Source organism: Desulfovibrio sp. JC010 (genome assembly GCF_010470675.1).
Taxonomy (GTDB): domain Bacteria; phylum Desulfobacterota; class Desulfovibrionia; order Desulfovibrionales; family Desulfovibrionaceae; genus Maridesulfovibrio.
Window position 1 is genome coordinate 170,822 of the sequence record NZ_VOIQ01000005.1, and the last position, 23,470, is coordinate 194,291.

21 protein-coding genes are annotated in these 23,470 nt (G+C 51.2%); 15 read left to right on the plus strand and 6 right to left on the minus strand.

The features are described 5' to 3' along the window. Positions 1-61 precede the first annotated feature (61 nt). The 9 genes from gpt to FMR86_RS07490 all read left to right on the plus strand — a co-directional run bounded on the left by gpt (position 62) and on the right by FMR86_RS07490 (position 8,030). Entirely contained in the window at positions 62-559 is a 498-nt protein-coding gene (gene gpt / locus FMR86_RS07450) for a xanthine phosphoribosyltransferase (protein WP_163350466.1), read from the plus strand. A gap of 137 nt (positions 560-696) precedes the next feature. Further along, positions 697-1,773 carry a BMP family ABC transporter substrate-binding protein gene (locus FMR86_RS07455; RefSeq protein WP_203544809.1) on the plus strand — a complete coding sequence of 359 codons (1,077 nt, stop codon included), beginning with the start codon at positions 697-699 and terminating at the stop codon, positions 1,771-1,773. Between the two features lie 6 nt (positions 1,774-1,779). Then, complete coding sequence (locus tag FMR86_RS07460) at positions 1,780-2,838, plus strand: ABC transporter permease (protein ID WP_163350468.1); 1,059 nt, start codon at positions 1,780-1,782, stop codon at positions 2,836-2,838. 14 nt (positions 2,839-2,852) lie between these two features. Next, positions 2,853-3,773: an ABC transporter permease gene (locus FMR86_RS07465; protein ID WP_163350469.1), complete on the plus strand. Its 921-nt coding sequence runs from the start codon at positions 2,853-2,855 to the stop codon at positions 3,771-3,773. A 9-nt stretch (positions 3,774-3,782) separates the two neighbouring features. After that, on the plus strand, positions 3,783-5,321 hold the full coding sequence (locus FMR86_RS07470) for an ABC transporter ATP-binding protein (RefSeq protein WP_163350470.1): 1,539 nt from the start codon (positions 3,783-3,785) through the stop codon (positions 5,319-5,321). 508 nt (positions 5,322-5,829) lie between these two features. Continuing rightward, positions 5,830-6,327 (plus strand): cytochrome c3 family protein, encoded by a 498-nt coding sequence (locus FMR86_RS07475; protein WP_163350471.1) that lies wholly within the window; start codon positions 5,830-5,832, stop codon positions 6,325-6,327. 153 nt (positions 6,328-6,480) lie between these two features. Continuing rightward, entirely contained in the window at positions 6,481-7,050 is a 570-nt protein-coding gene (locus tag FMR86_RS07480) for a TetR/AcrR family transcriptional regulator (RefSeq protein ID WP_163350472.1), read from the plus strand. A 12-nt stretch (positions 7,051-7,062) separates the two neighbouring features. Beyond that, a complete protein-coding gene (locus tag FMR86_RS07485; protein ID WP_163350473.1) occupies positions 7,063-7,530 on the plus strand; it encodes a pyridoxamine 5'-phosphate oxidase family protein in 468 nt (155 codons plus the stop codon). Next, positions 7,527-8,030, plus strand: coding sequence for a DUF2867 domain-containing protein (locus FMR86_RS07490; RefSeq protein WP_163350474.1), 504 nt, complete (start codon positions 7,527-7,529; stop codon positions 8,028-8,030). The genes FMR86_RS07485 and FMR86_RS07490 overlap by 4 nt, the downstream gene beginning before the upstream one ends. A 44-nt stretch (positions 8,031-8,074) precedes the next feature. Here FMR86_RS07490 and FMR86_RS07495 read toward each other — a convergent pair whose 3' ends face one another. The 5 genes from FMR86_RS07495 to FMR86_RS07515 all read right to left on the minus strand — a co-directional run bounded on the left by FMR86_RS07495 (position 8,075) and on the right by FMR86_RS07515 (position 13,386). After that, complete coding sequence (locus FMR86_RS07495; RefSeq protein WP_163350475.1) at positions 8,075-8,860, minus strand: amidohydrolase family protein; 786 nt, start codon at positions 8,858-8,860, stop codon at positions 8,075-8,077. Between the two features lie 120 nt (positions 8,861-8,980). Beyond that, a complete protein-coding gene (locus tag FMR86_RS07500) occupies positions 8,981-9,391 on the minus strand; it encodes a thioesterase family protein (protein ID WP_163350476.1) in 411 nt (136 codons plus the stop codon). 2 nt (positions 9,392-9,393) lie between these two features. Next, positions 9,394-10,575 (minus strand): cofactor-independent phosphoglycerate mutase, encoded by a 1,182-nt coding sequence (locus FMR86_RS07505; RefSeq protein ID WP_163350477.1) that lies wholly within the window; start codon positions 10,573-10,575, stop codon positions 9,394-9,396. A gap of 242 nt (positions 10,576-10,817) precedes the next feature. Next, positions 10,818-12,107, minus strand: a complete 1,290-nt coding sequence (locus tag FMR86_RS07510) for a homoserine dehydrogenase (protein WP_163350478.1) — start codon at positions 12,105-12,107, stop codon at positions 10,818-10,820. A 103-nt stretch (positions 12,108-12,210) separates the two neighbouring features. Beyond that, positions 12,211-13,386 (minus strand): aminotransferase class I/II-fold pyridoxal phosphate-dependent enzyme, encoded by a 1,176-nt coding sequence (locus FMR86_RS07515; protein WP_163350479.1) that lies wholly within the window; start codon positions 13,384-13,386, stop codon positions 12,211-12,213. A 326-nt stretch (positions 13,387-13,712) separates the two neighbouring features. Between FMR86_RS07515 and FMR86_RS07520 the strand changes: the two genes are divergently transcribed. The 6 genes from FMR86_RS07520 (at position 13,713) to FMR86_RS07545 (ending at position 20,865) form a co-directional block, all read left to right on the plus strand. After that, positions 13,713-14,021 carry an isoamylase early set domain-containing protein gene (locus FMR86_RS07520; protein WP_163350480.1) on the plus strand — a complete coding sequence of 103 codons (309 nt, stop codon included), beginning with the start codon at positions 13,713-13,715 and terminating at the stop codon, positions 14,019-14,021. Between the two features lie 231 nt (positions 14,022-14,252). Beyond that, complete coding sequence (locus FMR86_RS07525) at positions 14,253-15,176, plus strand: branched-chain amino acid transaminase (protein WP_163350481.1); 924 nt, start codon at positions 14,253-14,255, stop codon at positions 15,174-15,176. 155 nt (positions 15,177-15,331) lie between these two features. Then, entirely contained in the window at positions 15,332-17,275 is a 1,944-nt protein-coding gene (gene dnaX, locus FMR86_RS07530; protein WP_163350482.1) for a DNA polymerase III subunit gamma/tau, read from the plus strand. A gap of 67 nt (positions 17,276-17,342) precedes the next feature. Then, entirely contained in the window at positions 17,343-17,654 is a 312-nt protein-coding gene (locus FMR86_RS07535; protein ID WP_163350483.1) for a YbaB/EbfC family nucleoid-associated protein, read from the plus strand. A gap of 249 nt (positions 17,655-17,903) precedes the next feature. Further along, entirely contained in the window at positions 17,904-18,509 is a 606-nt protein-coding gene (gene recR, locus FMR86_RS07540) for a recombination mediator RecR (RefSeq protein ID WP_163350484.1), read from the plus strand. A gap of 163 nt (positions 18,510-18,672) precedes the next feature. After that, positions 18,673-20,865, plus strand: a complete 2,193-nt coding sequence (locus FMR86_RS07545; RefSeq protein WP_163350485.1) for an ATP-dependent RecD-like DNA helicase — start codon at positions 18,673-18,675, stop codon at positions 20,863-20,865. A gap of 195 nt (positions 20,866-21,060) precedes the next feature. Here FMR86_RS07545 and FMR86_RS07550 read toward each other — a convergent pair whose 3' ends face one another. Beyond that, on the minus strand, positions 21,061-23,331 hold the full coding sequence (locus FMR86_RS07550; RefSeq protein WP_163350486.1) for a GGDEF domain-containing protein: 2,271 nt from the start codon (positions 23,329-23,331) through the stop codon (positions 21,061-21,063). Positions 23,332-23,470: the final 139 nt, after the last annotated feature.

A 23,470-nucleotide genomic window follows, 5' to 3' on the forward strand; every position in this document is an offset into this window, starting at 1 on the left:
TTGTCCATTCCTTGGGCTAGGGAAAACCGCGTGCATGCATGGAAATTAAGGAGAAGATAAATTGTCCAAGGCAGACAGATATAATAAAATGTACCCCATTTCATGGGAACAGCTGCACCGTGATTGCAGGGCGTTATCCTGGCGGTTGCTTGAAAAAGGTCCTTTTGAAGGCATTCTGGCCATTACCCGCGGCGGACTTGTTCCTGCCGCAATTCTGGCTCGTGAGCTTGATATAAGACTTATCGACACCGTCTGCATTTCCACATATGATTGGAAAGTTCAGGAAAAGAAAGCCACTGTGCTTAAAGATTTCAAAGGCGACGGTGAAGGCTGGCTGCTGGTGGATGATCTGGTCGATACCGGAGGTACAGCCAGGCTGGTCCGCGAAATGGTGCCCAAGGCTCATTTTGCCACCATTTATGCCAAGCCCGAAGGGCGTCCTTTGGTGGACACCTATATCACTGAAGTAAGTCAGGATACCTGGATTCTTTTTCCGTGGGACAGCGCGACTCAGTTCGCCGAGCCCATTGCGAAAGTTTCTCAGGAAAATAATAGTTAAGACCAAGTCTTAACACGGTTTAGGGTTTTTAGACATTTGCATTGCCAGCTGCCGGACGCAGGGAGTCCGGGGGCTGGTTGTGTATTTGTTTTTTTGTTTCAAAATAAGGGTTTTAAACAATTCTCAAGGAGTGGATGATGCGTAAAGTTCTGCTGATGGCTGTTGTTGCGGCCATGTCCGTGATGCTGGCTTCTGTAGCGTTTGCCGGTGCCAAGAAGGATAAGGTTAAAGTCGGTTTTGTTTACATTTCCCCCGTGGGTGACGAAGGTTACTCCTATGCACAGGATCAGGGCCGCAAGGCTATCGATGCCCTTCCCTGGGTAGAGACCTCTTATGTAGAATCCGTTGCTGAAGGCCCGGACTCTGAGCGCGTTGTGCTCAACTTCGCCCGTAAAGGCTATGACATGGTTATCGGTACCAGCTTCGGTTACATGGACCCCATGGTTAAAGTTTCCAAGAAGTTCCCCAAGACCGCATTCATGCATTGCTCCGGTTTTAAAACCACCCCGAACATGAGCAACTACTTCGGCCGTATGTATCAGGCTCGTTACCTGACCGGTATGGTTGCCGGTATGATGACCAAGTCTAACGTCATCGGCTACGTTGCAGCTTTCCCCATCCCTGAAGTTATCCGCGGCATCAACGCTTTCACCCTTGGTGTGCGTTCCGTTAACCCCGAAGCAACCGTACGCGTTGTCTGGACCAAAACCTGGTACGATCCCGCACTGGAAAAAGACGCAGCCATCTCCCTGCTGGACATGAAAGCTGACGTTATCACCCAGCATCAGGATTCCCCCGGCCCGCAGGAAGCAGCACAGGAGCGCGGCAAGTACTCCATCGCTTACAACTCTGATATGTCCAAAATGGCTCCCAAGGCTCATCTGACCGCCGCTGTCTGGAACTGGGCACCGCTCTTCAAGAACGCTGTTGAGCAGCTGCGCGACGGTGTCTGGCAGGGTAACGAATCTCTGTGGTGGGGCATGGATCAGGGCGTAGTTGATATCGCTCCTTTCGGTCCCATGGTTCCCCAGAATGTTCAGGATAAAGTTCTGGCCGCCAAGAAAGAGATCATCGAAGGTAACAACGCTGTTTTCGTAGGTCCCATCAAAGACCAGAACGGTAAAGAAATGGTTCCCGCCGGAAAATCCATGACCGATCCTGAAATGCTCGGTATGATGTGGTTTGTTGAAGGCGTAATCGGGAATACCAAGTAATAATTTATGTTGGGTTATCGCTTACAAAAGCGTGATGAACCCTGGAACTGGGGCGTCCCGATTATTATCGTGGGCGCTCTGGTTCTATCTTTCGGGATCAGCGCGCTCCTGCTTGAATTGCAGGGAAAATCTGCTGTACAAGGACTCCTCGTGCTCTGGCAGGGGTCTTTTGGTGCGTCATGGGCTTTGGAAGATGCCCTTTTAAAATCTATTCCCATTTTTCTCTGTGCACTGGGTGTTGCCACCGCCTTCAGGATGCAGGTCTGGAACATCGGGGCTGAAGGTCAGTTTGCGCTGGGCGCAATCGGGGCTACTTGGGCTGCGATCACTTTTCCTGACCTGCCCGGTATTGTGCTCATGCCGCTTATGTTCATCTGTGCCGCTCTTTTCGGTGCTTTTTGGGCATATATTCCGGCAGTTTTGCGGTTGAAGTTGCAGGTTAATGAAATTATCTCCACCCTGATGCTCAACTATATCGCCATCCTGCTGCTCGAACTGCTCGTGTTCGGCGCATGGAAGGACCCGGCCAGTTTCGGGTTTCCGGTGACACCGGAGTTCTCTCCCGCAGCCATTATCGGCCAGATCGGGGATACCCGTCTGCACTGGGGCTTTGCGGTCTGTGTCGGTTCCGGTATCGCCATGTGGGCATTCATGCGTTTCACCCGTCTCGGCTTTGAAATCAAGGTTGCGGGCGAGGGTGAGCGTATCGCCATGTATTCACGGCTGCCTTACGGAATGCTGACTATTCTGGTTATGGCTATTTCCGGCGCGCTAGCCGGATGGGCCGGGTGCATTGAAGCTTCCGCCACCATCAACAGGTTGCAGCCTTCCATCATGGTCGGTTACGGCTATACCGCCATTGTTGTGGCGTGGCTGGCGCGGCTGCATCCGCTCTACATCGGCATTTCCGCTTACCTGCTGGCTGCTCTGCGTGTAGGCGTTGAGAACATGCAGCTGGAATTGCAGACTCCGGCGTCTTTCGGCTCCATCATGGAAGGTCTGATCCTCATGTCCGTGCTCGCAGGCCAGATGTTTGTTACTTATAAGATTGTTAAGAAAAATTAGATACGGGTGATCTAATGCTGGAAAGTTTTATTGTCCCCTTGCTGGCTGCGACAGTGCAGTCCGGTACACCGATCCTCTACGCGACCCTTGGTGAGATTCTCACTGAGAAGGGCGGGGTGCTCAACCTCGGCGTGGAAGGCATGATGAGCATGGCGGCTTTTGCGGCTTTTTTTGTGACCCTGACCACAGGCAATCCGTGGCTGGGCTTCATTGCCGGAGGTGTTGCCGGAACATTCATGGCCGCGCTGCACGGCATCGTCTGTATCAGCTGCCTCGGTAATCAGGTTGTCTCCGGTCTGGCACTGACTATTCTCGGCGTGGGGCTGTGCAACTTCCTCGGTACCCCGTATATCGGGACTGCAACTGACGGCTTTGATAAATTCGCCTTTCCGGTGCTTTCGGCCATTCCGTACCTTGGGGACATCTTCTTCAGGCAGGACGCCCTTGTTTATGTTTCCTATATTATCCCGGTGCTGTTCATGCTTTTTATCAACCGCACCAGCCTCGGTCTGGCAATTACCGCTGTGGGCGAGAAGCCTGCAGCTGCGGCTGCCGTGGGGCTGAAGGCTATCCGTCTGCGCTGGATCGCGCTGCTGGGCGGCGGATTCCTGATTGGCCTTGGCGGATCGTATCTTTCCCTCGCTTATACCCATCTCTGGGCCAACGGACTTTCCGGCGGACGCGGCTGGATCGCGGTGGCCTTGGTTATCTTCGCTTTCTGGAGACCGGGACGCGCTGTTTTCGGTGCTTATCTTTTCGGTGGGGTTATGGCTTTTCAGCTCCGTTTGCAGGCCGTGGGAACGCATATTCCGTCTTCATTGCTGCTGATGCTGCCGTACGCCCTGACCATTCTGGTGCTGATCTTCTCCGCCGTGCGGGGACGCAGCGGTAACGCTCCCGCGCATCTGGGAATCAACATCGAGCCTGAAGGGTAGGTGCTAGCGATGAGTCAACAGGATTTCACCCGTCCCGAGTGCCAGAAGGCCACCGGATTTGAAGGCTGCGCACCGCTGATTTCGCTGAAAGGGATCACCAAGCGTTTCGGCAAGGTTGTCGCCAACAATAATATTTCACTGGACCTCTATCCCGGGCGTATCAAGGCCCTGCTTGGTGAGAACGGAGCAGGCAAGAGTACGCTCATGTCCATGCTTGCCGGGCGTTTTCGCCCTGACGAAGGCTACATTGAAGTAGACGGTCAGCGTGTGGATTTCTCCAACTCCAAGGACGCCATCAAGGCCGGGGTGGGCATGGTTTACCAGCACTTTATGCTGGTGGATACCATGACCGTAGCCCAGAATGTGTTGCTCGGTCAGGAGGGCGGATTTTTCGTCAATCCCAAGGAGATGGAAGAGCGGGTCCGCAAGCTGGCCGAAGACTATGAGCTTGAGATCGACCCTTCCGCCAAGGTTTCGACCCTGTCCATGGGCGAGAAGCAGCGGGTGGAAATCCTGAAGCTGCTTTACCGTGAAAGCAGGGTGCTTATTTTTGATGAACCCACAGCGGTTCTGACTCCCCGTGAAGCTTTCCGTCTTTTCGAAGCCCTCTGGGCCATGACCCGTCAGGGTAAATCTGTTGTTTTCATCAGTCATAAGCTTGAAGAAGTTATGGCTATTGCAGACGAAGTAGCCATCCTGCGCCGGGGTGTTGTGGACGGTGAAGTTCCCCGCGACAAGATTACTTCCAAGGCTGATCTGGCCTGCCGCATGGTCGGTAAGGAAGTTCTTCTTGAAGTGAATAAGGAAGAGGTTGAGCCCGGCGAGAAGGTTCTGGAAGTAAAGAACATGACCGGAATCGGGCTGCGCGATATCAATCTTGATGTGCGCAAGGGCGAAGTCGTCGCCATTGTCGGTGTGGCTGGTAACGGTCAGCAGGAGCTTGTGGAAGGTGTATGCGGTATGCGCAAGCCTCCTAAGGATACAATTTTCATCATGGGCAAACCGTGGCGCAAGTTTTTTGCGGAGATGAGCTGGAACAATTCCATGTCCTACATCCCGGAAGACCGTCTTGATCTTGCCACTGCCCGCAATCTTGACTTGGTGGACAACCTGTTGCTCAGTACCCGTCAGGGGTTCAGCGCAGGCCCGATTCTGCAGCACGATAAAGCCGCCAAAGTGGCAGAAGAGCTGGTAGAAGAATATGATGTGCGTCCCGGACGCATCCGTGCCCTTGCATGGCAGCTTTCCGGCGGAAACCTGCAGAAAATGGTGCTGGCCCGTGAACTTTACCGTCAGCCGCATCTTATCGTAGCTGAGCAGCCCACACAGGGGCTGGATATTTCCGCTACCGAGGAAGTCTGGAACAGGCTGCTCAAGGCCCGCGAAATGGCCGGAGTGTTGCTTGTAACCGGTGACCTCGGCGAAGCCCTGCAACTGGCTGACCGCGTGGCAGTTATGTATTGCGGCCAGATCATGGACGAATTTTCAGTCAACGACAAAGCAAAGGTGGACAGCATCGGTCTGCTCATGGCTGGTGTGCGGGAGTAATCCTTTCGACCTTATTTATCCGCTTTAAAGATTACACTTTTGTAGGCCCCATTCTGTATACAGAGTGGGGCCTTTTATTGTTTTGAATATAAAACGGGGTATTAATTCCCGTCTGTGAATGTCCGTTATTTAGGACAGGAGAGGCAAATGTGTCATTATAGAAAAAATGTGAAGTTTTTTTTGTTTCTTGTTCTACGTAAGTAGCTGTTGATTTGACTGCTGGTGTTTATGCTCTGGTGTAAAAAATCTCAAATTCAGCTCTAGTGAATATAACTTTTAATTGTTGAGCGGTGCTTAAGTCTGTTGATCGGTGAAGCAATAGTTGGTTTTGCGTTTATGGGTGTTGTTTTACATAAAACGAATTTGTGTGAAAATTTTCTCAATGTATTTTCTGTAGTCCGTAAATTCGCTGTTTTCAGGCGTTGCAGAGTATATACATCTACGTATTTTTATTGAAATAATCCCTGAATTTGAGTAGGTAGTTACGACTTTCATGAGGAGGATTAGAATGAAGACGAATTTTCTGTATGTTGGAGCGGCTGTGGTCTTTGCCGTTCTTGTTATTGTTTACTCTACCGCGACCAGCAATCTCAGTGAGGAGATTGCAAGCATCTCCGGCGATAAAAATGTTGAAATCGTTACCGAAGAGCTGGTTGTAAGGTTTCCCGTAAATCTCGAATTCAAGCGTCCTGAAGTGCTTAACAAGACCCGTTTCGCACTGGTCAAGTTCTCTCACTTTGACCATCAGGATGTTAACTGTGGTAAGTGTCACCACACCTGGGACGGCAAATCCCAGATCAAGAGCTGTGCTGCTGCCGGTTGTCATGACAACCTGAAACAGAAAGCTGCACCTCACTCCTACTTCAAGGCTTTCCATACCCTGAAGAGTGACATCAGCTGTCGTGGCTGCCATGTGAAGCTGAACAAGGAAGGCAAGACTGATCTCGCCGTTGCTCCTTGCGCAAACAACGCATGTCACCCCAAGCAGAAAAAAGCACACAACTAGAAAGTATTTCATAACTTTTTGAAGTTGTACGATAGAGCCGTCTGTGGTTGCCCCGCAGACGGCTCTTTCTTTTTGGTGAGTGTGTTGACTTTGTTTTATGTATTGTATAATTTAAGCATACCGTACGGTATGGTATGGATTTGAGGGGGGTAAATGGCAAATAAAAAGGAGCGGCATGAAGGGCGGCATTGTGCGGATGATCTTCTCGATGCCGGGTTGAAACTGCTGGAAACGGAAAGTGTGCACCAGCTTACAATTGACGCCTTATGTCGAAATCTAAAAGTGACCAAGGGCTCTTTCTATCATCACTTCAGTAGCCGGGCAGATTATCTTGAGCGTATGCTTGAACATTGGGTGGAGGGTTGGACGTTATCCAGTATTGAAGCTGCGGACAAAGGGGCTGACGCAATTGAGCGATTCAATTTGATAGTCGAGAATTCACATAAGCTGCCCTCAGGAACAGAGACCAGTATCAGGGCGTGGGCTTTACGGGATTCGTTTGCGCACAAGTATATTGAGCGTGTCGATAATATGCGGATTGAGTATTTGCGTTCCATCTTTGAAGAAGTCAGTGGTGATCCTGCTCGGGCGGCTTTGCTTTGCAAAATCAGTTATTCCATGTTCCTTGGGGTGCGGATGATGGGGGCAAATATATCTGAAAAAGAGCATGGCGATATTCTTAAATTATTGAAGCAGGAGTTGTACGGAATTTCTGCAGAATAAAGGAGCGTTATCATGCAGTCTGATATTTCATGGAATGAGGTCGAAAATCTTTTCAGCAGGGTGCAGTACGTGTCGCTCGGCACAGTGGACAGGGATGGTTATCCCCGCATTTCACCTATAGGTTCTGTGTCCTTTACCGGACCGGGCAGGGGATACTATTTTGAAAAATTCCCGAAAACAATGCGCGAAAATATTGAACGCGATCCGCGAATGATCCTGATGGCCGCAGAGTCGGGTGCGGGATTCTGGATTAAGTCTCTGTGGAAAGGGCGGTTCCCATCGCAACCTGCGCTCCGTCTCGTTTGCCGGACAGGGGAAAGACGAAAAGCCACTCAGTCTGAGATTGATGATTTTCTCGGCAAGGTCAGCATGTACCGCTTTTTCAAAGGGCATGATTTGCTCTGGAAAGACATGAATATGGTCCGTGAATTTGAAGTGTTGCGTATCGAAGGTCTTGAGGCCGGGAGAATGAACCCATGAATGAGTCAAAGGCAATCTTAAATTCAATTCCCCAGATACATAAAATCAGCACCAGTGCTGATCACGTATACAGCCACGTCTTTGACAGTCGTCGCGATATGGATGATTTTTTGGTCCGTTTGATGAGTTACAAGCCGGGTTGGTTGGTATTTCTGTACAAAGTCAGAGGTGTGCTGGCCAGAATAATGAGGCTGAAGCATGATGAGTTTGTAAATCACGGTCTTGAAGTTTCTGATTATGATTTCAATCCCGGCGGGCAGGTGGATTTTTTTAATTCAGTTGATTTTGAAGCGGAGAGATTTTGGATCGGCGAGGCCGAGGATAAGCATCTTATCGGATATATCGGAGTGGTTTCTGAAATTGCTGAAAATGGCTTGTATAATTACCATGTCTTTACGATTGTCCGTTACAGGCATTGGACTGGGCCTATTTATTTTAATCTGATTAGGCCGTTTAGTCATTTAGTGGTCTATTTCATGGGTAAATACGCGGCTAATTAAAGTAAGAAAAGCGCGTGAAAAATATTTTTCACGCGCTTTTATATTTATTCGAACAATGCGTCCGCAGCACTCATGTGAATTTCCATTTCGCTGTCTTTCAGCTTCAGCGTATGCTGCAACTCTTTCAGCGATTCTTCGGGGTCGAAGAGCGGGTAGTCGCTGCCGAAAAGGATCCGTTCCCTCGGATGTTTGTTCATGATGTCCAGCAGGACCTGTTTATCCATAAAAGGAATGGCACTGGAAGTATCCATGTAAACATCATATCCGGCCAGTTCTTCCGAGGCCCATTTCCAGTGGCAGTAGCCGCCCATGTGCGCGGCAATGCAGGTCAGTTTCGGGAAATTGTCCAGAATTTTGCGCAGCTTGATGGGGCATGACGGGTTTTTCTCAGGTGGCAGTTTGTCGCCCACATGGAACATAACCGCAAATCTGCCCTGTACCATTTCCAGCAGACGGTAGAATTTAGGTTCATCCATGAAAAATCCTTGAAAGTCCGGGTGAAATTTCAGGCCCTTGATGCCGTGTCTTTCCAGTTTGGCAAATTCTTTTTCCGGGTCGTCATAGTCCGGGTGCATGGTCCCGAAAGTGATAAATCTTTCATCCGACTTTGCCAGATCAATGGACCAGTTGTTGGCCGGAATGACCTGATCGGGCGCAGTGGCCGCCGTATGGACCACCACCCGGTCCAGTCCGGCTTTTGTCGCCCGTTCCAGCAGGTCTTCCGGATGGCCGGTTCCTTTTGCTGTTATGCCGTAATGGTCATGAAGCTGTTCAAGGACTTTATCAGCAATTTTTGGATGGAATGCATGAGTATGAACGTCGTAGTACATGAAGCCTCCGGCGGCCCTGCCGGGGGCCTTAAACCCTTTTTGTAAAAAGGGTTTAAGAATCCCAAAAACTTTTAGTAGGGCTTCGCCGTGTTGATTGGTTGGGCGGAGGGGAATTGCAAATTAGAATATTTCGCGCAGCCATTCAGGTACGCGTACGGGGCGTCCGTCTTTGTTAACGCAGGCGTGTTCGGTGAATCCTGATGCGATTAGTTTTGAACGGTCATCTTTGTAGATGTCGTAGATGAACTTGATGGAAGCGCGCTTCCATTCGCTGATGCCGACCTGAATGCTGAGCTGGTCATCGTACTGCGCCGGGATGCGGTAACGGCAGTTGGCCTCGCGCACGGGCAGGTAGATGCCCCGGTCTTCAACCTCGGCATAGCTCATGCCCCGTTCGCGGATGAAAAGCGAACGGGACCGCTCAAAAAAGTGCAGGTATTCTGCGTAATAAACCACACCCATGGCGTCTGTTTCTCCGTAGGAAACGGAGTGGGAGAGCCATGAATGCGGGCTTGGGAATTCGCTAGTCATGATTATTTGGTTTTATTCAATACCCATTGCATGAAATCGTGTCCGTCCGGGATGATGATTCCGGCGCGGTCGGCGGTTTCCTCGGTGAATGAAGTCTCACCCGAAGGAATCAGGCGGGGAGAGGTCATGATGAAGGGAACCGGGGTTTCATCGTGGGTTCTGGTTTCGATGGGAGTGTAGTGGTCGCAGGTGATCACGTAGTTGGCCTTATCCAGCGGATATTTTTCCAGCAGCGGGGCTACAATGCGGGAATCAAAACGTTCGATGGATTTGATCTTGTCTTCAACGCTGCCCATGTGGCCGGACTCGTCCGGTCCTTCAAGGTGTACGTAGACGAAATCACCGTGCTCGAGGAATTTCAGAGTAGCTTCGACTTTGCCCTCGTAGTTGGTATCCACCAGTCCGGTTGCTCCTTCCACGTTGATTACTTCCATGCCGGAAGCGTGGCCGAGACCTTTGATCAGGTCCACAGCGGAAATAACCGCGCCCTTCATGCCGAATTTTTCTTCAAACGGCGGCAGGATCAGCGGGCGTCCCTGCCCCCAAGGCCAGATGGATACGGCTTTGCTGCCGTTGCCTTCGAGCACTTTGGCGGCATCACGGACCAGTTTGTCCAGACGCTGGCTTTTGGCGTATTCGCGGATATCCTCGTCAATGGGCTTGTCGGTCAGGTCATGAGGCGGGCGGATATTCAGTCCTGCTTCCATTTCCCTGGCGCCGCCCTTCTGGACCAGAAGATGGCGGTACTGGATGCCGGGGTAGAAGGTAAATTCATCATTACCCAGTTCGGCCTGCAGCTTTTCCACCAGCGGCACGGACTCATCGCTGCCGATATGTCCGGCGGAGTAGTCGTACATGGTGCCGTCTTCGGTCAGTTCGGAAAGATTGACCAGATTCATGCGCCAGACCAGATCATCTGGATCAAGCTGTAAACCCTGTGCTGCGGCCTCAATGGGCCCACGTCCGGTATGGTATTTGGCGGGGTCGAAGCCCAGCAGGGACATGTTGGCTACGTCGGAACCGGGAGCCATGCCCTTGGGCACGGTACGGCAGGTACCGATGAGGCCTTTTCCGGCCAGTGCGTCCATATTCGGGGTCTTTGCGGCAGCAAGGGTGGTCTTGTTTCCGAGTTCTTCAATGGGCCAGCCGCCCATTCCGTCAGCTATTAAAAAAAGTAATTTCATAATTAAGTGTGCCTATTCAATGCCTTCGGCGACCCTGCCGGGGGCCTTAAACCCTTTTCCAAAAGGGTTTAAGAATCCCAAAACGTTTTAGTAGTTTTCCGCCGTCTTGTATGGTTATGCCTGTTAAAAATCTAAGTAAAATTTATCCAAAACAACAATTAGGGATTCCAAAGGGGCTTAGTCCCTTTGGCCCCGCTGAAGGCGGCTCCCGGCAGGGTCCCCGAAGGGCCGCCGGAGGCATCTTAGCCTTTCAAAATCCTCATAGACATGGTCGGTTTGGTGATGAAAGGCATTTTGTCGATCTCGGCAATGGCCGCATTCACGTCCTTGGTGGAGGACTTGTGGGTGGTGAAGACCACCGGGATCTCCTTGTCTTCTGGGCTGCCTTTCTGCACTGCCTGCGCAATGGAAATGTTGTGCTCTGCAAGACACTTGGAAAGCGCGGCCATAACCCCGGCCTTATCCTGCACGGTGAAGCGGAAATAGTATTCCGAGGTGGCCAGTTCCGGGGGCAGGATGTCTGCTTTTTCGATGGGAGCGTTGCAGAATCCGGTATTGTCCGGCTTATCGGTCTTGGCAAGGGCCATGATGTCGGCCAGCACTGCGCTTCCGGTGGGCAGCGAACCTGCTCCCTGACCGTGGAAAAATGCGGGACCTACTGCGTTGCCTTCAACGCGCACGGCATTGTAGTTGCCGCCTACGCGGGCCAGCAGCATGGTGTAGCGGACCAGTGCCGGGAAAACTCCGGCCTCAAGCTTGCCGCCCACATCGCGCACCTGACCGATGAGCTTGACCCGGTAACCGAATTCGCGGGCAAAGCGGATATCCTGTCCTTCGATTTTGGTGATGCCTTCGATGGGCAGGTCGGCAAGAGGATAGTCCTTGCCGTAGGCGATGCGGGCCAGCACACAAACCTTGTGCGCGGCGTCGATGCCTTCGATATCAAAGGTGGGATCTGCTTCGGCGTAGCCCAGTTCGGTGGCCTGCTCCAGCGCGGTGTCGAACTCCAGTCCGCTGGTGGACATTTCGGAAAGAATGTAGTTGGCAGTGCCGTTGAGGATGCCGACTATGGATTTAATGCGGTTTCCGGCCAGTGATTCCTTGATGGACTGGATGATGGGAATCCCCCCGGCAACGCTGGATTCGTAATAGAGGCCGACTTTGTTTTTAGCGGCTATTTCGAAAAGTTCGATACCGTGTTCGGCCAGCAGATGCTTGTTGGCGGTGACTACGTGCTTGCCTGCCTCAAGGGCTTTGATAACGATTTCTCTGGCCACGGTGGTGCCGCCCATAAGTTCTACAACAATGTCCACATCCGGGCTGGATGTGAATTCATCAGGGTCGGCGGTAAATTTTACTCCGGGTCCGGGCAGGAAATCCCTTTTCTTGTTCACGTCACGGACCAGAACGGATGCAAGCTCAAATTTTTTGCCGCAACGGGCGAGGATCACATCTTCGTTTTCTTCCAAAATCCGGGCGAGTCCGGTTCCGACAGTGCCGAATCCGGCGATGGCAAGCTTAACAGTCTGCATTAAAACCTCATTAATTCATTTCTCAAATTCATTTCTCATGTTTCAAAAAAAACTGGCAGGCTGCTTTATACCGCAACCTGCCAGAAATTTGAATAGTTATCTTTTACCCTTTTGCGAAAAGATCTTTCATGCCGCGCACGGCCTGATTGATTCTCTGCCTGTTTTCAACAAGGGCCATGCGTACATGGTCGTCCCCGTAGTGCCCGAAACCGAGTCCGGGGGCTACGGCAACCTTGCATTCGCGCAGCAGCAGCTTGGAGAATTCCACCGAGCCGAGATCCTTGAATTGTTCGGGGATCGGTGCCCAGACAAACTGGGTGGCTTTGGGTGGGGTTACATCCCAGCCGATGCGCTGCAAACCTTCGCAAAGGGCGTCGCGGCGGTCCTGATATACGTCCATGATTTCGCGAACGCAGTCCTGAGGGCCGGAAAGGGCATGGCAGGCCGCGATCTGGATGGGCTGAAACAGTCCGTAGTCCAGATAACTCTTGATGCGGGTCAGGGCCTGCACCATCTCCTGATTACCGCAGCAGAATCCCACACGCCAGCCGGGCATGGAGTAGCTTTTGGACAGGGAGAAGAATTCAACTCCCACGTCTTTTGCGCCGCGAGCCTGCAGGAAGCTGGGAGCTTCGTAGCCGTCAAAAGTAAAGTCGGCATAAGCGAGGTCGTGGATGACCAGCAGATCGTTTTCTTTGGCGAAATCAACGATTCTTTCAAAAAACGGAATATCCGCGGTTACCCCGGTGGGGTTGTGCGGGTAGTTGATGATCAGAAGTTTCGGTTTGGGCCATGTCTGGCGCATCGCCAGTTCGAGATCTTCGAAGAAATCCCTGTCCGCGCCGATGGGAATACGGCGAACATCCGCTCCGGCAATAATACTTGCATACGGGTGGATGGGATAAGACGGGTCCGGTGCGAAAACAACATCACCGGGTGAAAGCATAACCAACGCCAGGTGCGCCAGCCCCTCTTTGGCGCCCATGGTAACGACCACTTCCTGATCATAATCCAGTTCAACGCCATATCTTCTCTTATACCAAAGCGCCATTTCTCTGCGCAGACCTTTGATTCCCCTTGACGCGCTGTAGCGGTGGTTGGCGGGCTTGTTTGCCGCTTCCACCAGCTTGTCTACAATGTGCTGAGGGGTGGGGAGGTCCGGGTTCCCCATGCCGAGATCGATGATATCCTCACCGTCGTGGCGCATCTGCATTTTCAATTCGTTCACCTTGGCAAACACGTAGGGGGGCAGCCGGTGAACTCTTGGAAACTTGTCCATGGTCGTTACTCCTAAATAAAAATATAAACTTAAAGGACATATGTAACCATGGCGCGGGTCGCTGTCAAAACTTTTGTGCGATTGGCCGTGTTTATTAAGAATAAAAGTTTGAGAATTTAGAAAAATCAGAATTTAATTCGAAAATTAATATTTTTATGCATGTTATCACAGGGTGAAAAACATTTTTCCTTGAATAATGGGCAGGTGACGTTTGCATGTATTTTTTCAGCTTATGTTGACATTAAAAAAAAATAACGATTAATTATTAACAGAAAATTTTTTATCACTGTCGTCTTTTGAAATTTTAAACCCATCAGGAGGACCCGGTGGCTCTTTCCAAGAAATTTCTGAAAAGCAAACCTGTGTGCAAGGTTAAGTTTGAAGTGGAAAAGGATCAGGTTGAAAATGGCGAAGCTATTTATCTGGTCGGTGATTTTAACGAATGGAGTGAGGATTCCACTCCCATGAAAAAGTTGAAAAGCGGTAAATATACCGTGACCGTGGATCTTGAAACCGGTCGTGATTACCAGTTCCGTTATCTGGCGGGTGGTAATATCTGGTTCAACGATACCGATCCGGACCGCACTGAGATGACTCCCTACGGAGACTCGGAAAACTCAGTGGTCAGCGTTTAGAATCAACCAGTGATGATTTGAATATACGGGCGGGGGCTGATCCGGTTTCCGTCCGCTTATGTTCTTCTGTTTCTTTTTTATTATTTCCTGAGCCTGATCTTCCCGTTCCTTCTTGACCTTAGACCCTCTTTTTTTTAGCTTCATTCATTCTGTTGTTCAGCGTTGATATCAAGCGGGGCTTCCATACGGCCTGCGCTGACTATATTTATAGAAGAAAATTAGGGGGACATAATGGTTCAAAAAGCAGAAAAAATCTGGTTTGACGGTGAATTGGTTAACTGGGACGATGCACAGGTTCATGTGCTGACCCACACCCTGCACTACGGTGCCGGGGTATTCGAAGGCATCCGCGCGTACGCCACTGTAGACGGTAAATCCGCTGTTTTCAGGCTGCGTGAGCACGTGGTTCGTCTTTTCGATTCCGCGAAAATTCTCGGAATGACCATTCCTTTCACTGTTGAAGAAATTCACGATGCGATTCTCGAAACCCTCAAGGTCAACGGCCTGAAAGAAGGTTACATCCGTCCGCTGGTGTTCATCGGTGACGGTGCCATGGGCGTTCATCCCGGTAAAAACCCCATCCGTGTGTGCATCGCAACATGGCCTTGGGGCGCATACCTCGGTGAAGAAGCTCTTGAAAAGGGTATCCGCGTTAAGACTTCTTCCTTCAACCGCCACCACGTTAACGTAATGATGACCAAGTCCAAGGCTTGCGGTAACTACGTTAACTCCATCCTCGCCAAGGTTGAGGCTGTGCAGGACGGTTACGACGAAGCTCTCATGCTCGATACCGCAGGTTACGTATCCGAAGCTACCGGTGAGAATATCTTTATTGTTAAAGATAACGTCATCAAGACCACCCCGCTTACTTCCGTACTGCCCGGCATCACCCGTGCCAGCCTGATGAAGGTTGCCCGTGATCTCGGCTACGAAGTGGTAGAGCAGCTTTTCACCCGTGACGAACTCTACATTGCTGATGAAGCTTTCTTCTGCGGCACCGCTGCTGAAGTTACCCCCATCTGCGAAGTGGATAACCGCACCATCGGCGAAGGCAAGCGCGGTCCCATCGGTACCATCCTCCAGAAAGAGTACTTCAACGCTGTTAAAGGCGGTAACGATGAGTACAAAAACTGGCTGGATTACTACGAGATTTAATATCTTTTAAAACCGGGGAATCTGTAACAGATTCCTCGGTTAGTTTACTTTCTTTAGTTAACAGACGCGAAGCTAATTAAAACGTTTTGGGATTCTTAAACCCTTTGGAAAAGGGTTTAAGGCCCCCGGCAGGGTCGCCGAAGGCATTTTCATATATGAGTACATCAAATCTGACAGCAAAATACCGTCCGCAGACTTTTGCTGAAGTCGCCGGACAGAACGCAGTCAAAACAATTTTATCCCGTGCTGCTGAACAGGATAAAATAGCTCCCGCATATCTTTTCAGTGGAACACGCGGGGTAGGCAAGACCACCATTGCCAGAATTTTCGCCAAGGCACTCAACTGCAAAAACGCACCCACTGCTGAACCCTGCAACGAATGTGATAACTGCCGTCAGATCACCGCAGGCGTGGGTGTGGATGTGGTGGAGATTGACGCCGCATCGCACGGTAAAGTTGATGATGCCCGCAGGCTCAAGGAAGATATCGGCTACGCGCCTATTGAATTCCGTTACAAGGTTTTTATCATCGATGAAGCGCATATGCTTACCGTGCAGGCTTTCAACGCCCTGCTGAAAACCCTTGAAGAACCGCCGCCGCACGCCACCTTCATTATGGCGACCACGGAAACTCATAAATTTCCGGCCACCATCATCAGCCGTTGTCAGCATTATGCTTTCAAGATGCTGACCAATGACGAGCTGATCGCCCATCTTTCCAATATCCTGAACATGGAACAGATTGAGTTTGAGCAGGGGGCCATCGACCTCATCGCCAAGCGCGGCGCGGGCAGTGTGCGTGATTCCATGTCCCTGCTGGGACAGGTGCTGGCACTGGGCAGTGAAAAGCTTCTTGAAGATGATGTGCGTTCCATTCTCGGCCTTGCCGGGCGTGATGTTTTTTTCTCACTTATGCAGGCCATTCACGGACGTGATCTGGTTTCCGTGGGTGATATCGTGCAGCAGGTTCTCGGACGCGGACTTGATCTTGGATTTTTCATCCGTGAACTGGGCAACTGCTGGCGGAATATGTTCTTGCTCAATCAGTCCGGTGAGCGGGCAATACCGCTGCTCGGCCTTTCTTCCGAGGAAGCTGCTGAGTTCATGAAATGGGCCCAGACTTTCGACCGTTCCTTTATCCATGCCTGCTGGCAGATGACCGTGGACGGGCAGCGCAAGGTCATGACCAGTCTTGAGCCGGCCATGGCCCTTGAACTTTTGCTGCTGAATATGGCCAGCCTGACCGATCTTATTTCCATGGAGCGGGCCGGGGCATTGGCTTCAGCCGCACCCGCACCGCAACAACCGCCGCAGGCAGCTCCTGCGGCTCCCGCAAATCAGGCACCACCGCAGAGTGCGCCGCCAAGTCAGCAGCCTATGGGACAGCCCGCAGGCGGACAACCGGGCGGTCAGACTCCGCCGTGGCAGGGGGGACAGCAGGGAATGCAGCAGCCTCCGGCACAGCAGCAGGTTCCTCCGCAAAATCAGGGAATGGCTCCGCAGAGCATGGGCGCAAACGGTCGTCCCATGGGCCGTACCGAGTCCGGTTCTCCCGCAGGTAACCGTTCCACCAATGATATGGGAGCTGATGATTCCTCCCTTCCTGACGCGGCGGGGTCGCAGACCGGCAGTGACTTAAATCCCCCTGTTCCTGAATCGGAGAACCCGGCAGCGGAATCAATGCCGCCGCTGGAGCGTGTTCCCGAACCTGCTCCGGTCAAGCCGTCATTTCCGGCAACTGTCAGCGGCCCGCGCGATTTTCAGGGCTTTCTGCAATATGCAGGCGACAGCGGTAGTTGTTCCATTTCCGGTCTGAACAAATGTAAGGGTGAATTGATTGACGGTAAGCTGGTTTTGACTTGCGCTAATTCTTTTCACAAAGGGCAGGTCTGCGGACGTGATTCCCGCGGTGTTGTGGAGCGGTTGGTCTCAGAATATTTCGGCCCGGAAACTGAGCTGGAAATCCAGATTACCCAGAAGGGCAAGCGTAAGAGCAGGCAGGAAATCCGCACTGAGGTGGAAGCTCATCCGGATGTGCAAAGGGTCATGGAATCCTTCGGGGCAAGCATTATTTCCATTGATCCGCGCAAAGATATTTAAGAATAGCCGGGTGTTGTCCGGTTATTTGTGGTGTTAGTAAAAGTAAATTATTCCAAGGAGTAATATAATGAAAGGTATGAACGATCTCGTACGTCAGGCTCAGGTTATGCAGCGTAAAATGGCTGCTCTGCAGGAAGAACTCAAGACCCGCGAAGTGGAAAGCTCTGCTGGTGGCGGCATGGTTAACGTAAAAGTTAACGGATCTTCCGAAGTGCTTGAAATCAAAATCGATCCCGCTATCGTTGATCCTGAAGATGTAGAAATGATTCAGGATCTGGTACTCGCAGCTGTAAACGATGCCAACAAAAAAGCAAAAGCCATGATGGAATCAGAAATGTCCGCCATCACCGGCGGTATGAATATTCCTGGAATGTTCTAAATTATTGATGCCTCCGGCGGCTGGGGAAGGGGAACTTTTGGGAAAAGTTCCCCTTCCCCAGACCCCATCCCCTCAAAATTTTTTAGTAGGGCTTCGCCGTTGGAAGCGTTACGTTTGGGGGCCTTTTTTTAATATTTTTTTCCGCGTCCTGCCGTCATTTGCTTTGAATCCCAACTAAAACGTTTTGGGATTCTTAAACCCTTTTGGAAAAGGGTTTAAGGCCCCCGGCAGGGTCGCCGAAGGCAATAAATGGAAAATTTACCTGAGCCTTTACGGGTAGTCGCTCAAGAGCTGGCAAAGTTGCCGGGCCTTGGTCCCAAATCTGCGTTGAGAATCGCACTGACCATGCTCAAGATGCCTAAGGAGAAAGTCTCCGGCATCGGGCAGAGTGTTATTGATCTGCGTGAGAAGCTTTGCATCTGCGAGCAGTGTGCGAGTATTACCGATACCTGTCCCTGTAAGATCTGTTCCGATCCCAAGCGCGAGCATGACAAGCTCTGTCTGGTTTCGGAATGGGATTCCCTGCTGGCAATTGAGGAGATGGGGCTGTACCGCGGTTATTATCTGGTGCTTGGCGGGCTGCTTTCTCCGCTGGACGGGGTGACACCGCAGCAGCTGGAGTTCCAGAAGCTTGAAGAGCGTCTAGCCAAGGGCGAGGTCAAAGAACTCATCCTCGCGCTTGGTGCTACTGTTGATGCTGAAGCTACAGCTTCTTTCATCAAAAACATGGTCGAAAATAAATTTCCCGAAGTGGCTCTTTCCCGTCTCGCACAGGGCATCCCCATCGGTTCTGAAGTAAAATACACTGATAAAGAGACGCTTAGGCAGTCACTTGAGTATCGCCAGAAGCTTTAGATAAAAACGCACAAACCTATAAGCTGCCTCAATTCAAAACAACTGAAACGTTTTGGGATTCTAAAACCCTTTTGGAAAAGGGTTTTAGCCGCCGGAGGCAAAATCTTTTCATCAAAAAGCGCGTAGCGCATCAAAGTAAAGCCCGCAGGGTCGCCGAAGGCAAATGTCAGATATATTAACTGGTGAAGTCCGGACAGTTGTTTATCATAATGAAGAGAACGGTTACATTGTAGCCCGTATCTCATCCAAGGACGAGCCTACGCAGATCACGGTTGTGGGAGTTCTGGGGTCTCTTACGCCCGGCGAATCCGTGGAACTTCACGGTCGCTGGAAACAGCATCCCAAATTCGGCCGTCAGTTCGAGGCGGATTTTTATGAACGGGTCCGTCCAGCAACGGAAGCCGGGGTGATTCGTTTCCTGAAATCGTCTTCCATTAAGGGCATCGGTGAAGCAATCGCTACCGACATGGTCAAGACATTCGGCATAGATGTGCTGGATATTCTGGACGAAGAACCGGAAAAGCTGCTCAAGATCAAAGGTGTTTCCAAGAAAAAACTGGAGGCTATTAAAGAGTCATGGTCCTCCCAGCGCGAGATCAAGAACCTCATCCTCTTTCTGCACACCCACGAAGTGCCGCCAACATACGCGGCTAAAATTTTCAATCTTTACGGCGGTCAGGCCGTCAACAAGATTAGCGAAAATCCGTATGAACTGGCCTATGAAATCCGGGGCATCGGCTTTAAAACCGCTGATACTATGGCTCTTAAGCTGGGCTTTGCACCTGATTCACCGCAACGTATTGAAGCGGCCATCGTGTATTCGCTGTTTTCGGTAAGCGAGCGGGGCGGGCATATGTTCTCGCCCAAGGCCAAGCTTGTTGAGGACGTGGCTAAAATGCTCGGCGGCATTGATCTGGAACTGATCAGCGAGGGCATCTTTTCGCTGGAAGAACGCAAACGGGTCCGGGTGGAAAACCTGCCCGAACAGGACATTGAAGAAGCGGTTTTCCTGATGCATTTCTACCGTTTTGAACGGGAAATCTGCAAACGGATGCATGGTCTGGTCAGTCATCCTTCCCCGGTGAGTCGGGAGAAGGTGGAGAAAGCCTTGCCCGAAGTTGAGGCCGAACTTGGTTTTGAGCTTTCGGATGAGCAGCGCGAGGCTGTCTTTGAGGCCTGCGTAAACAAATTTTTCATCATCACCGGGGGACCGGGAACGGGTAAGACAACCATCACCCGCGCCGTGGTCATGACCCTGAAAGAGCTGGGGCTGAAGATCAAACTTGCCGCTCCCACCGGGCGCGCTGCCAAGCGGTTATCCGAGGCCACCGGGCGTTCGGCATCCACCATCCACCGCATGCTGCAGTTCACCCCGGAAGACGGCGGTTTTTATTACAATGAAGACCAGAAGTTGAAGGCCGATGTATTGGTGGTGGACGAGGCTTCCATGCTCGATGCCCAGCTTTGCCTTGCGGTGCTGCGGGCTGTTCCGCTGACCTGCAGGGTAATCTTCGTCGGCGATGTCAACCAGCTGCCTTCCGTGGGACCGGGTAACGTGCTTTCCGATCTGCTGCAAAGCGGGCAGGTGCCCAGCGCGGTGCTGAACCATATTTTCCGGCAGGCACAGGAAAGTTATATTGTCGTCAATGCCCACCGCATCAACGGCGGGGAATTTCCGTTGCCGCATCCGCAGGAAGCCCCGGAAGCTGACTTTTACTGGATTCCGCAGGAGTCGCCGTTAAAGGTGCAGGAAATGATCGCCCAGACTGTCTGCGAACGTATTCCTGAACGCTACGGACTTGATCCCATGACCGATGTGCAGGTGCTGACCCCCATGCATAAGGGCGATGTGGGCACCCAGAAGTTGAACGCACTGCTTCAGGAACGGCTTAATCCCGGCAACGGCAAGGGGCTGAAGCGCGGCTTCGTGGAGTACCGTGTCGGCGACCGTGTTTTGCAGCTGCGTAACAACTACGAGAAGGAAGTCTTTAACGGTGACCTCGGCCGGGTCATGTACATCAATACTGAAGAGAACGAACTCACTGCCGAGTTTGACGGCAATATCGTACATTACGAACTTTCCGAGCTTGATGAATTAACCCTCGCCTATGCGGTCAGCGTGCATAAATCGCAGGGCAGCGAGTATCCTGCAGTGGTCATGCCCATTGTTTCGCAGCACTATCTGCTGTTGCAGCGCAACCTGCTCTACACCGGGCTGACCCGCGCCCGCAAATTGGCCGTGCTCATTGGCAGCAAACGGGCCTTCACCATCGGGTTGAACAACGTTACGGCGGGTAAGCGGTTTACCAACCTGCGTCATCGCATCAAGCAGATATTTGATGAGAATTTATTGTAAGGATGCCTTCGGCGACCCTGCCGGGGGCCTTAAACCCTTTTCCAAAAGGGTTTAAGAATCCCAAAACGTTTTAGTTATGCTTCGCATTTGTAATATTGTACAATTGTCCGTTGTAAAAAGGCGAAGCCCTAGTAAAAGGTTTTGAAGAGTCCAGAGAAACTTTTGCAAAAGTTTCTCTGGCCGCCGGAGGCATTCTTACCTTCTGCGTCTTTCCCGAACCCAGCAGTTTCCTTCGATGGATTTTGCCCATTTTTTTAAAGACGCGGCCTGTTCGCCGATTTCCATGAGATTCTGGTCCGGTTCGCAGTCAAGGATAGCCAAGGACACTGATACGAGCGGGAATTTTGCAATGGAACCGTCCCGTCCTTTGCCTTCCATCCAGCCTTGCGCGGCATCATCTTCGTTGTAGTTGTTCTTGACCAGTCTTTTGAAAATACGGGTTACGGACTTGCAGATACGTTCTGCTTTTGCCGTGTCGGTGACCATTACGAAATCATCCCCGCCGATGTGGCCGACAAAATCGCCGTTGGCACCGTGTCTCTTGCTGGCCCATGAGACTATTTTGCTGATCTGAAGGATGATTTTATCGCCGTTTTTGAATCCGTAGGTGTCGTTGTAGACCTTGAAGTTGTCTAGGTCGGCGTAGATGATGCTGTATTTTTCCTTGGCCTTCATGCGGCGGTCGATTTCTTTTTCAATATCGAGGTTGCCGGGCAGTCCGCTGAGCGGGTTGGTTCCTTTGGCCACCTCCACCTGTACGTGGGCCAGCGTATCCAGCAGGCGTTGTACGGAAACAGTACCCATGAGCTGTCCTTTAAAAGTGACTACAATATCGTCGTAAGCCCGTTTGCGGGAGCGGGCCATGGCCTGCTGGGATACTTTTTCAACCGTTGTTTCAAGGTCAACGACGAGTGGTGCATCATCCATAACCGATGAAATGGGCTTGTTGGAATAGAGGGCCACGCCGTATTTACCGGAAAGATGCTTGTTCAGCTTGTATTCCATGACCAGACCGCAGGGGTAATTGTTTTTGACCACTACGATGCTGTTCAGTGAATTGGTGTCCTTGAAAATCTGCTGCACCATGGGCACCGGGGTGTCTGATTCAACCGACTCTACTTTCTCCACAAGGTTTTTGACCGGAATGCCGTAGGTTGTGGTGTTGGACACCAGATCAGAGTTGCGGCGCATGGTCAGTGCTTCTTCTGTCAGCTTCGGTTTTTCCCGTTGCGGTCTGGCGAAGAAATAACCCTGCCCCAGATGTACGCCCATGTCGGTCACGGTCAGGGCCTGTTCCTGTGTTTCAATCCCTTCTACAATCAGCTTGCCGCCGATTTTTTCCGCGAAATCGGTGAAGGTGTCGATGAGGGCGCGGTTGACCTGATTGGTCTCGATGTTGTCTACAAAAGATTTGTCCAGCTTGATGTAGTCCGGCTTGATCTCGGCAATGGAGGTGAGACCGGAGTATCCGGTGCCTGCGTCATCAATGGCCACCAGATAGCCCTGATTGCGGTAGTGGTCCAAAGTTTTGCGGAAGGTTTTGAAATCTTTGACGCTGTGACGTTCGGTTATTTCAAAAACAATGTTGCCGGGCTTCAGACCCCATTTATCGAGCAGCAGCTTGGTTTCCCCGGTGGTGAAGTTGGGATCGACAATTGTGCGCGGATGGATATTCAGGAAAAGTTTGTGGTGCGGGCTGTGATCTCCGAAGGCTTTGATGGCGGCCTCGCGGCATAATTTTTCCAGATGGAAGAGTTTGCCCAGCTTTTCTGCCATATCAAAGAGGGTCAGCGGAGAGCGGAAGGGGGAATTCTGCGGGCCGCGTGCCAAGGCTTCCCAGCCGTGAATGGATTTATCACTGAGGTTTACAATGGGCTGGTAGTGGCTGCGGATGTCGGAACCGGTGATGATATCGCTGAATTCGTTGCTGAGTTCAAGCTTTGAGATATCAACACTTTTTTGTGCTTCAAGCCGGGCTTCACCAATGGCCGAGAGAAAGCTGGACCAGAGCTTGTCATTGGTCTGCTCGGCCTGAAATGATGAATGCCCGCTGTTTACGGTCACGTTATTTCCGGTGCGACCTATCTGGTCGCTTTTGATGCTGTTTTCAATATTTACTTTGGCCTGATAGGCCAATTCCTGCAGAGAAAAATTGTTCATGGTGTCTGTTGGGTCCAGCAGGAAGAATTCCCCGGCGTTGAAAGAAAATATATGAAAATCATTATGCTGCAGACTTTTCTGTCCTTCTTTGGTTATGGCGCGGCGGATTTCGTTTTCCAGCTGATCTGCCCATTCCGGTCCGTACATGGCCGAAAGTGTGGGAAAGTCCTGAATTGCAAAGTATAATATATTGAGCCGGCCGACATTCTGGATCAGGCTTCCGATCCCCGGCCCCTCAAGGATATTTATTTTGTCTTCATGAGGAGCGGTAAGGTTATCGGCTTTTTTCTTCAATAGTTGTAGCATGATGTAGTATCCCCGACAGATATACACTGTTCAATTTGTTGGTCGATGTGCTTGTTCGTTTCAGTATGGTGCGCAAAAACTACTCTCAATTTTCAAGCGGTTGTTACTGTGCTGTTACAATGTGTTTAAGAATTGTTGC

Bases quoted from the DNA above. Each gene is read 5' to 3' on its own strand.
- FMR86_RS07455 (WP_203544809.1), top strand. From the start codon at position 697: ATGCGTAAAGTTCTGCTGATGGCTGTTGTTGCGGCCATGTCCGTGATG.
- FMR86_RS07460 (WP_163350468.1), top strand. From the start codon at position 1,780: ATGTTGGGTTATCGCTTACAAAAGCGTGATGAACCCTGGAACTGGGGC.
- FMR86_RS07465 (WP_163350469.1), top strand. From the start codon at position 2,853: ATGCTGGAAAGTTTTATTGTCCCCTTGCTGGCTGCGACAGTGCAGTCC.
- FMR86_RS07470 (WP_163350470.1), top strand. From the start codon at position 3,783: ATGAGTCAACAGGATTTCACCCGTCCCGAGTGCCAGAAGGCCACCGGA.
- FMR86_RS07475 (WP_163350471.1), top strand. From the start codon at position 5,830: ATGAAGACGAATTTTCTGTATGTTGGAGCGGCTGTGGTCTTTGCCGTT.
- FMR86_RS07480 (WP_163350472.1), top strand. From the start codon at position 6,481: ATGGCAAATAAAAAGGAGCGGCATGAAGGGCGGCATTGTGCGGATGAT.
- FMR86_RS07485 (WP_163350473.1), top strand. From the start codon at position 7,063: ATGCAGTCTGATATTTCATGGAATGAGGTCGAAAATCTTTTCAGCAGG.
- FMR86_RS07490 (WP_163350474.1), top strand. From the start codon at position 7,527: ATGAATGAGTCAAAGGCAATCTTAAATTCAATTCCCCAGATACATAAA.
- FMR86_RS07495 (WP_163350475.1), bottom strand. From the start codon at position 8,860: ATGTACTACGACGTTCATACTCATGCATTCCATCCAAAAATTGCTGAT.
- FMR86_RS07500 (WP_163350476.1), bottom strand. From the start codon at position 9,391: ATGACTAGCGAATTCCCAAGCCCGCATTCATGGCTCTCCCACTCCGTT.
- FMR86_RS07505 (WP_163350477.1), bottom strand. From the start codon at position 10,575: ATGAAATTACTTTTTTTAATAGCTGACGGAATGGGCGGCTGGCCCATT.
- FMR86_RS07510 (WP_163350478.1), bottom strand. From the start codon at position 12,107: ATGCAGACTGTTAAGCTTGCCATCGCCGGATTCGGCACTGTCGGAACC.
- FMR86_RS07515 (WP_163350479.1), bottom strand. From the start codon at position 13,386: ATGGACAAGTTTCCAAGAGTTCACCGGCTGCCCCCCTACGTGTTTGCC.
- FMR86_RS07525 (WP_163350481.1), top strand. From the start codon at position 14,253: ATGGTTCAAAAAGCAGAAAAAATCTGGTTTGACGGTGAATTGGTTAAC.
- dnaX (WP_163350482.1), top strand. From the start codon at position 15,332: ATGAGTACATCAAATCTGACAGCAAAATACCGTCCGCAGACTTTTGCT.
- FMR86_RS07535 (WP_163350483.1), top strand. From the start codon at position 17,343: ATGAAAGGTATGAACGATCTCGTACGTCAGGCTCAGGTTATGCAGCGT.
- recR (WP_163350484.1), top strand. From the start codon at position 17,904: ATGGAAAATTTACCTGAGCCTTTACGGGTAGTCGCTCAAGAGCTGGCA.
- FMR86_RS07545 (WP_163350485.1), top strand. From the start codon at position 18,673: ATGTCAGATATATTAACTGGTGAAGTCCGGACAGTTGTTTATCATAAT.
- FMR86_RS07550 (WP_163350486.1), bottom strand. From the start codon at position 23,331: ATGCTACAACTATTGAAGAAAAAAGCCGATAACCTTACCGCTCCTCAT.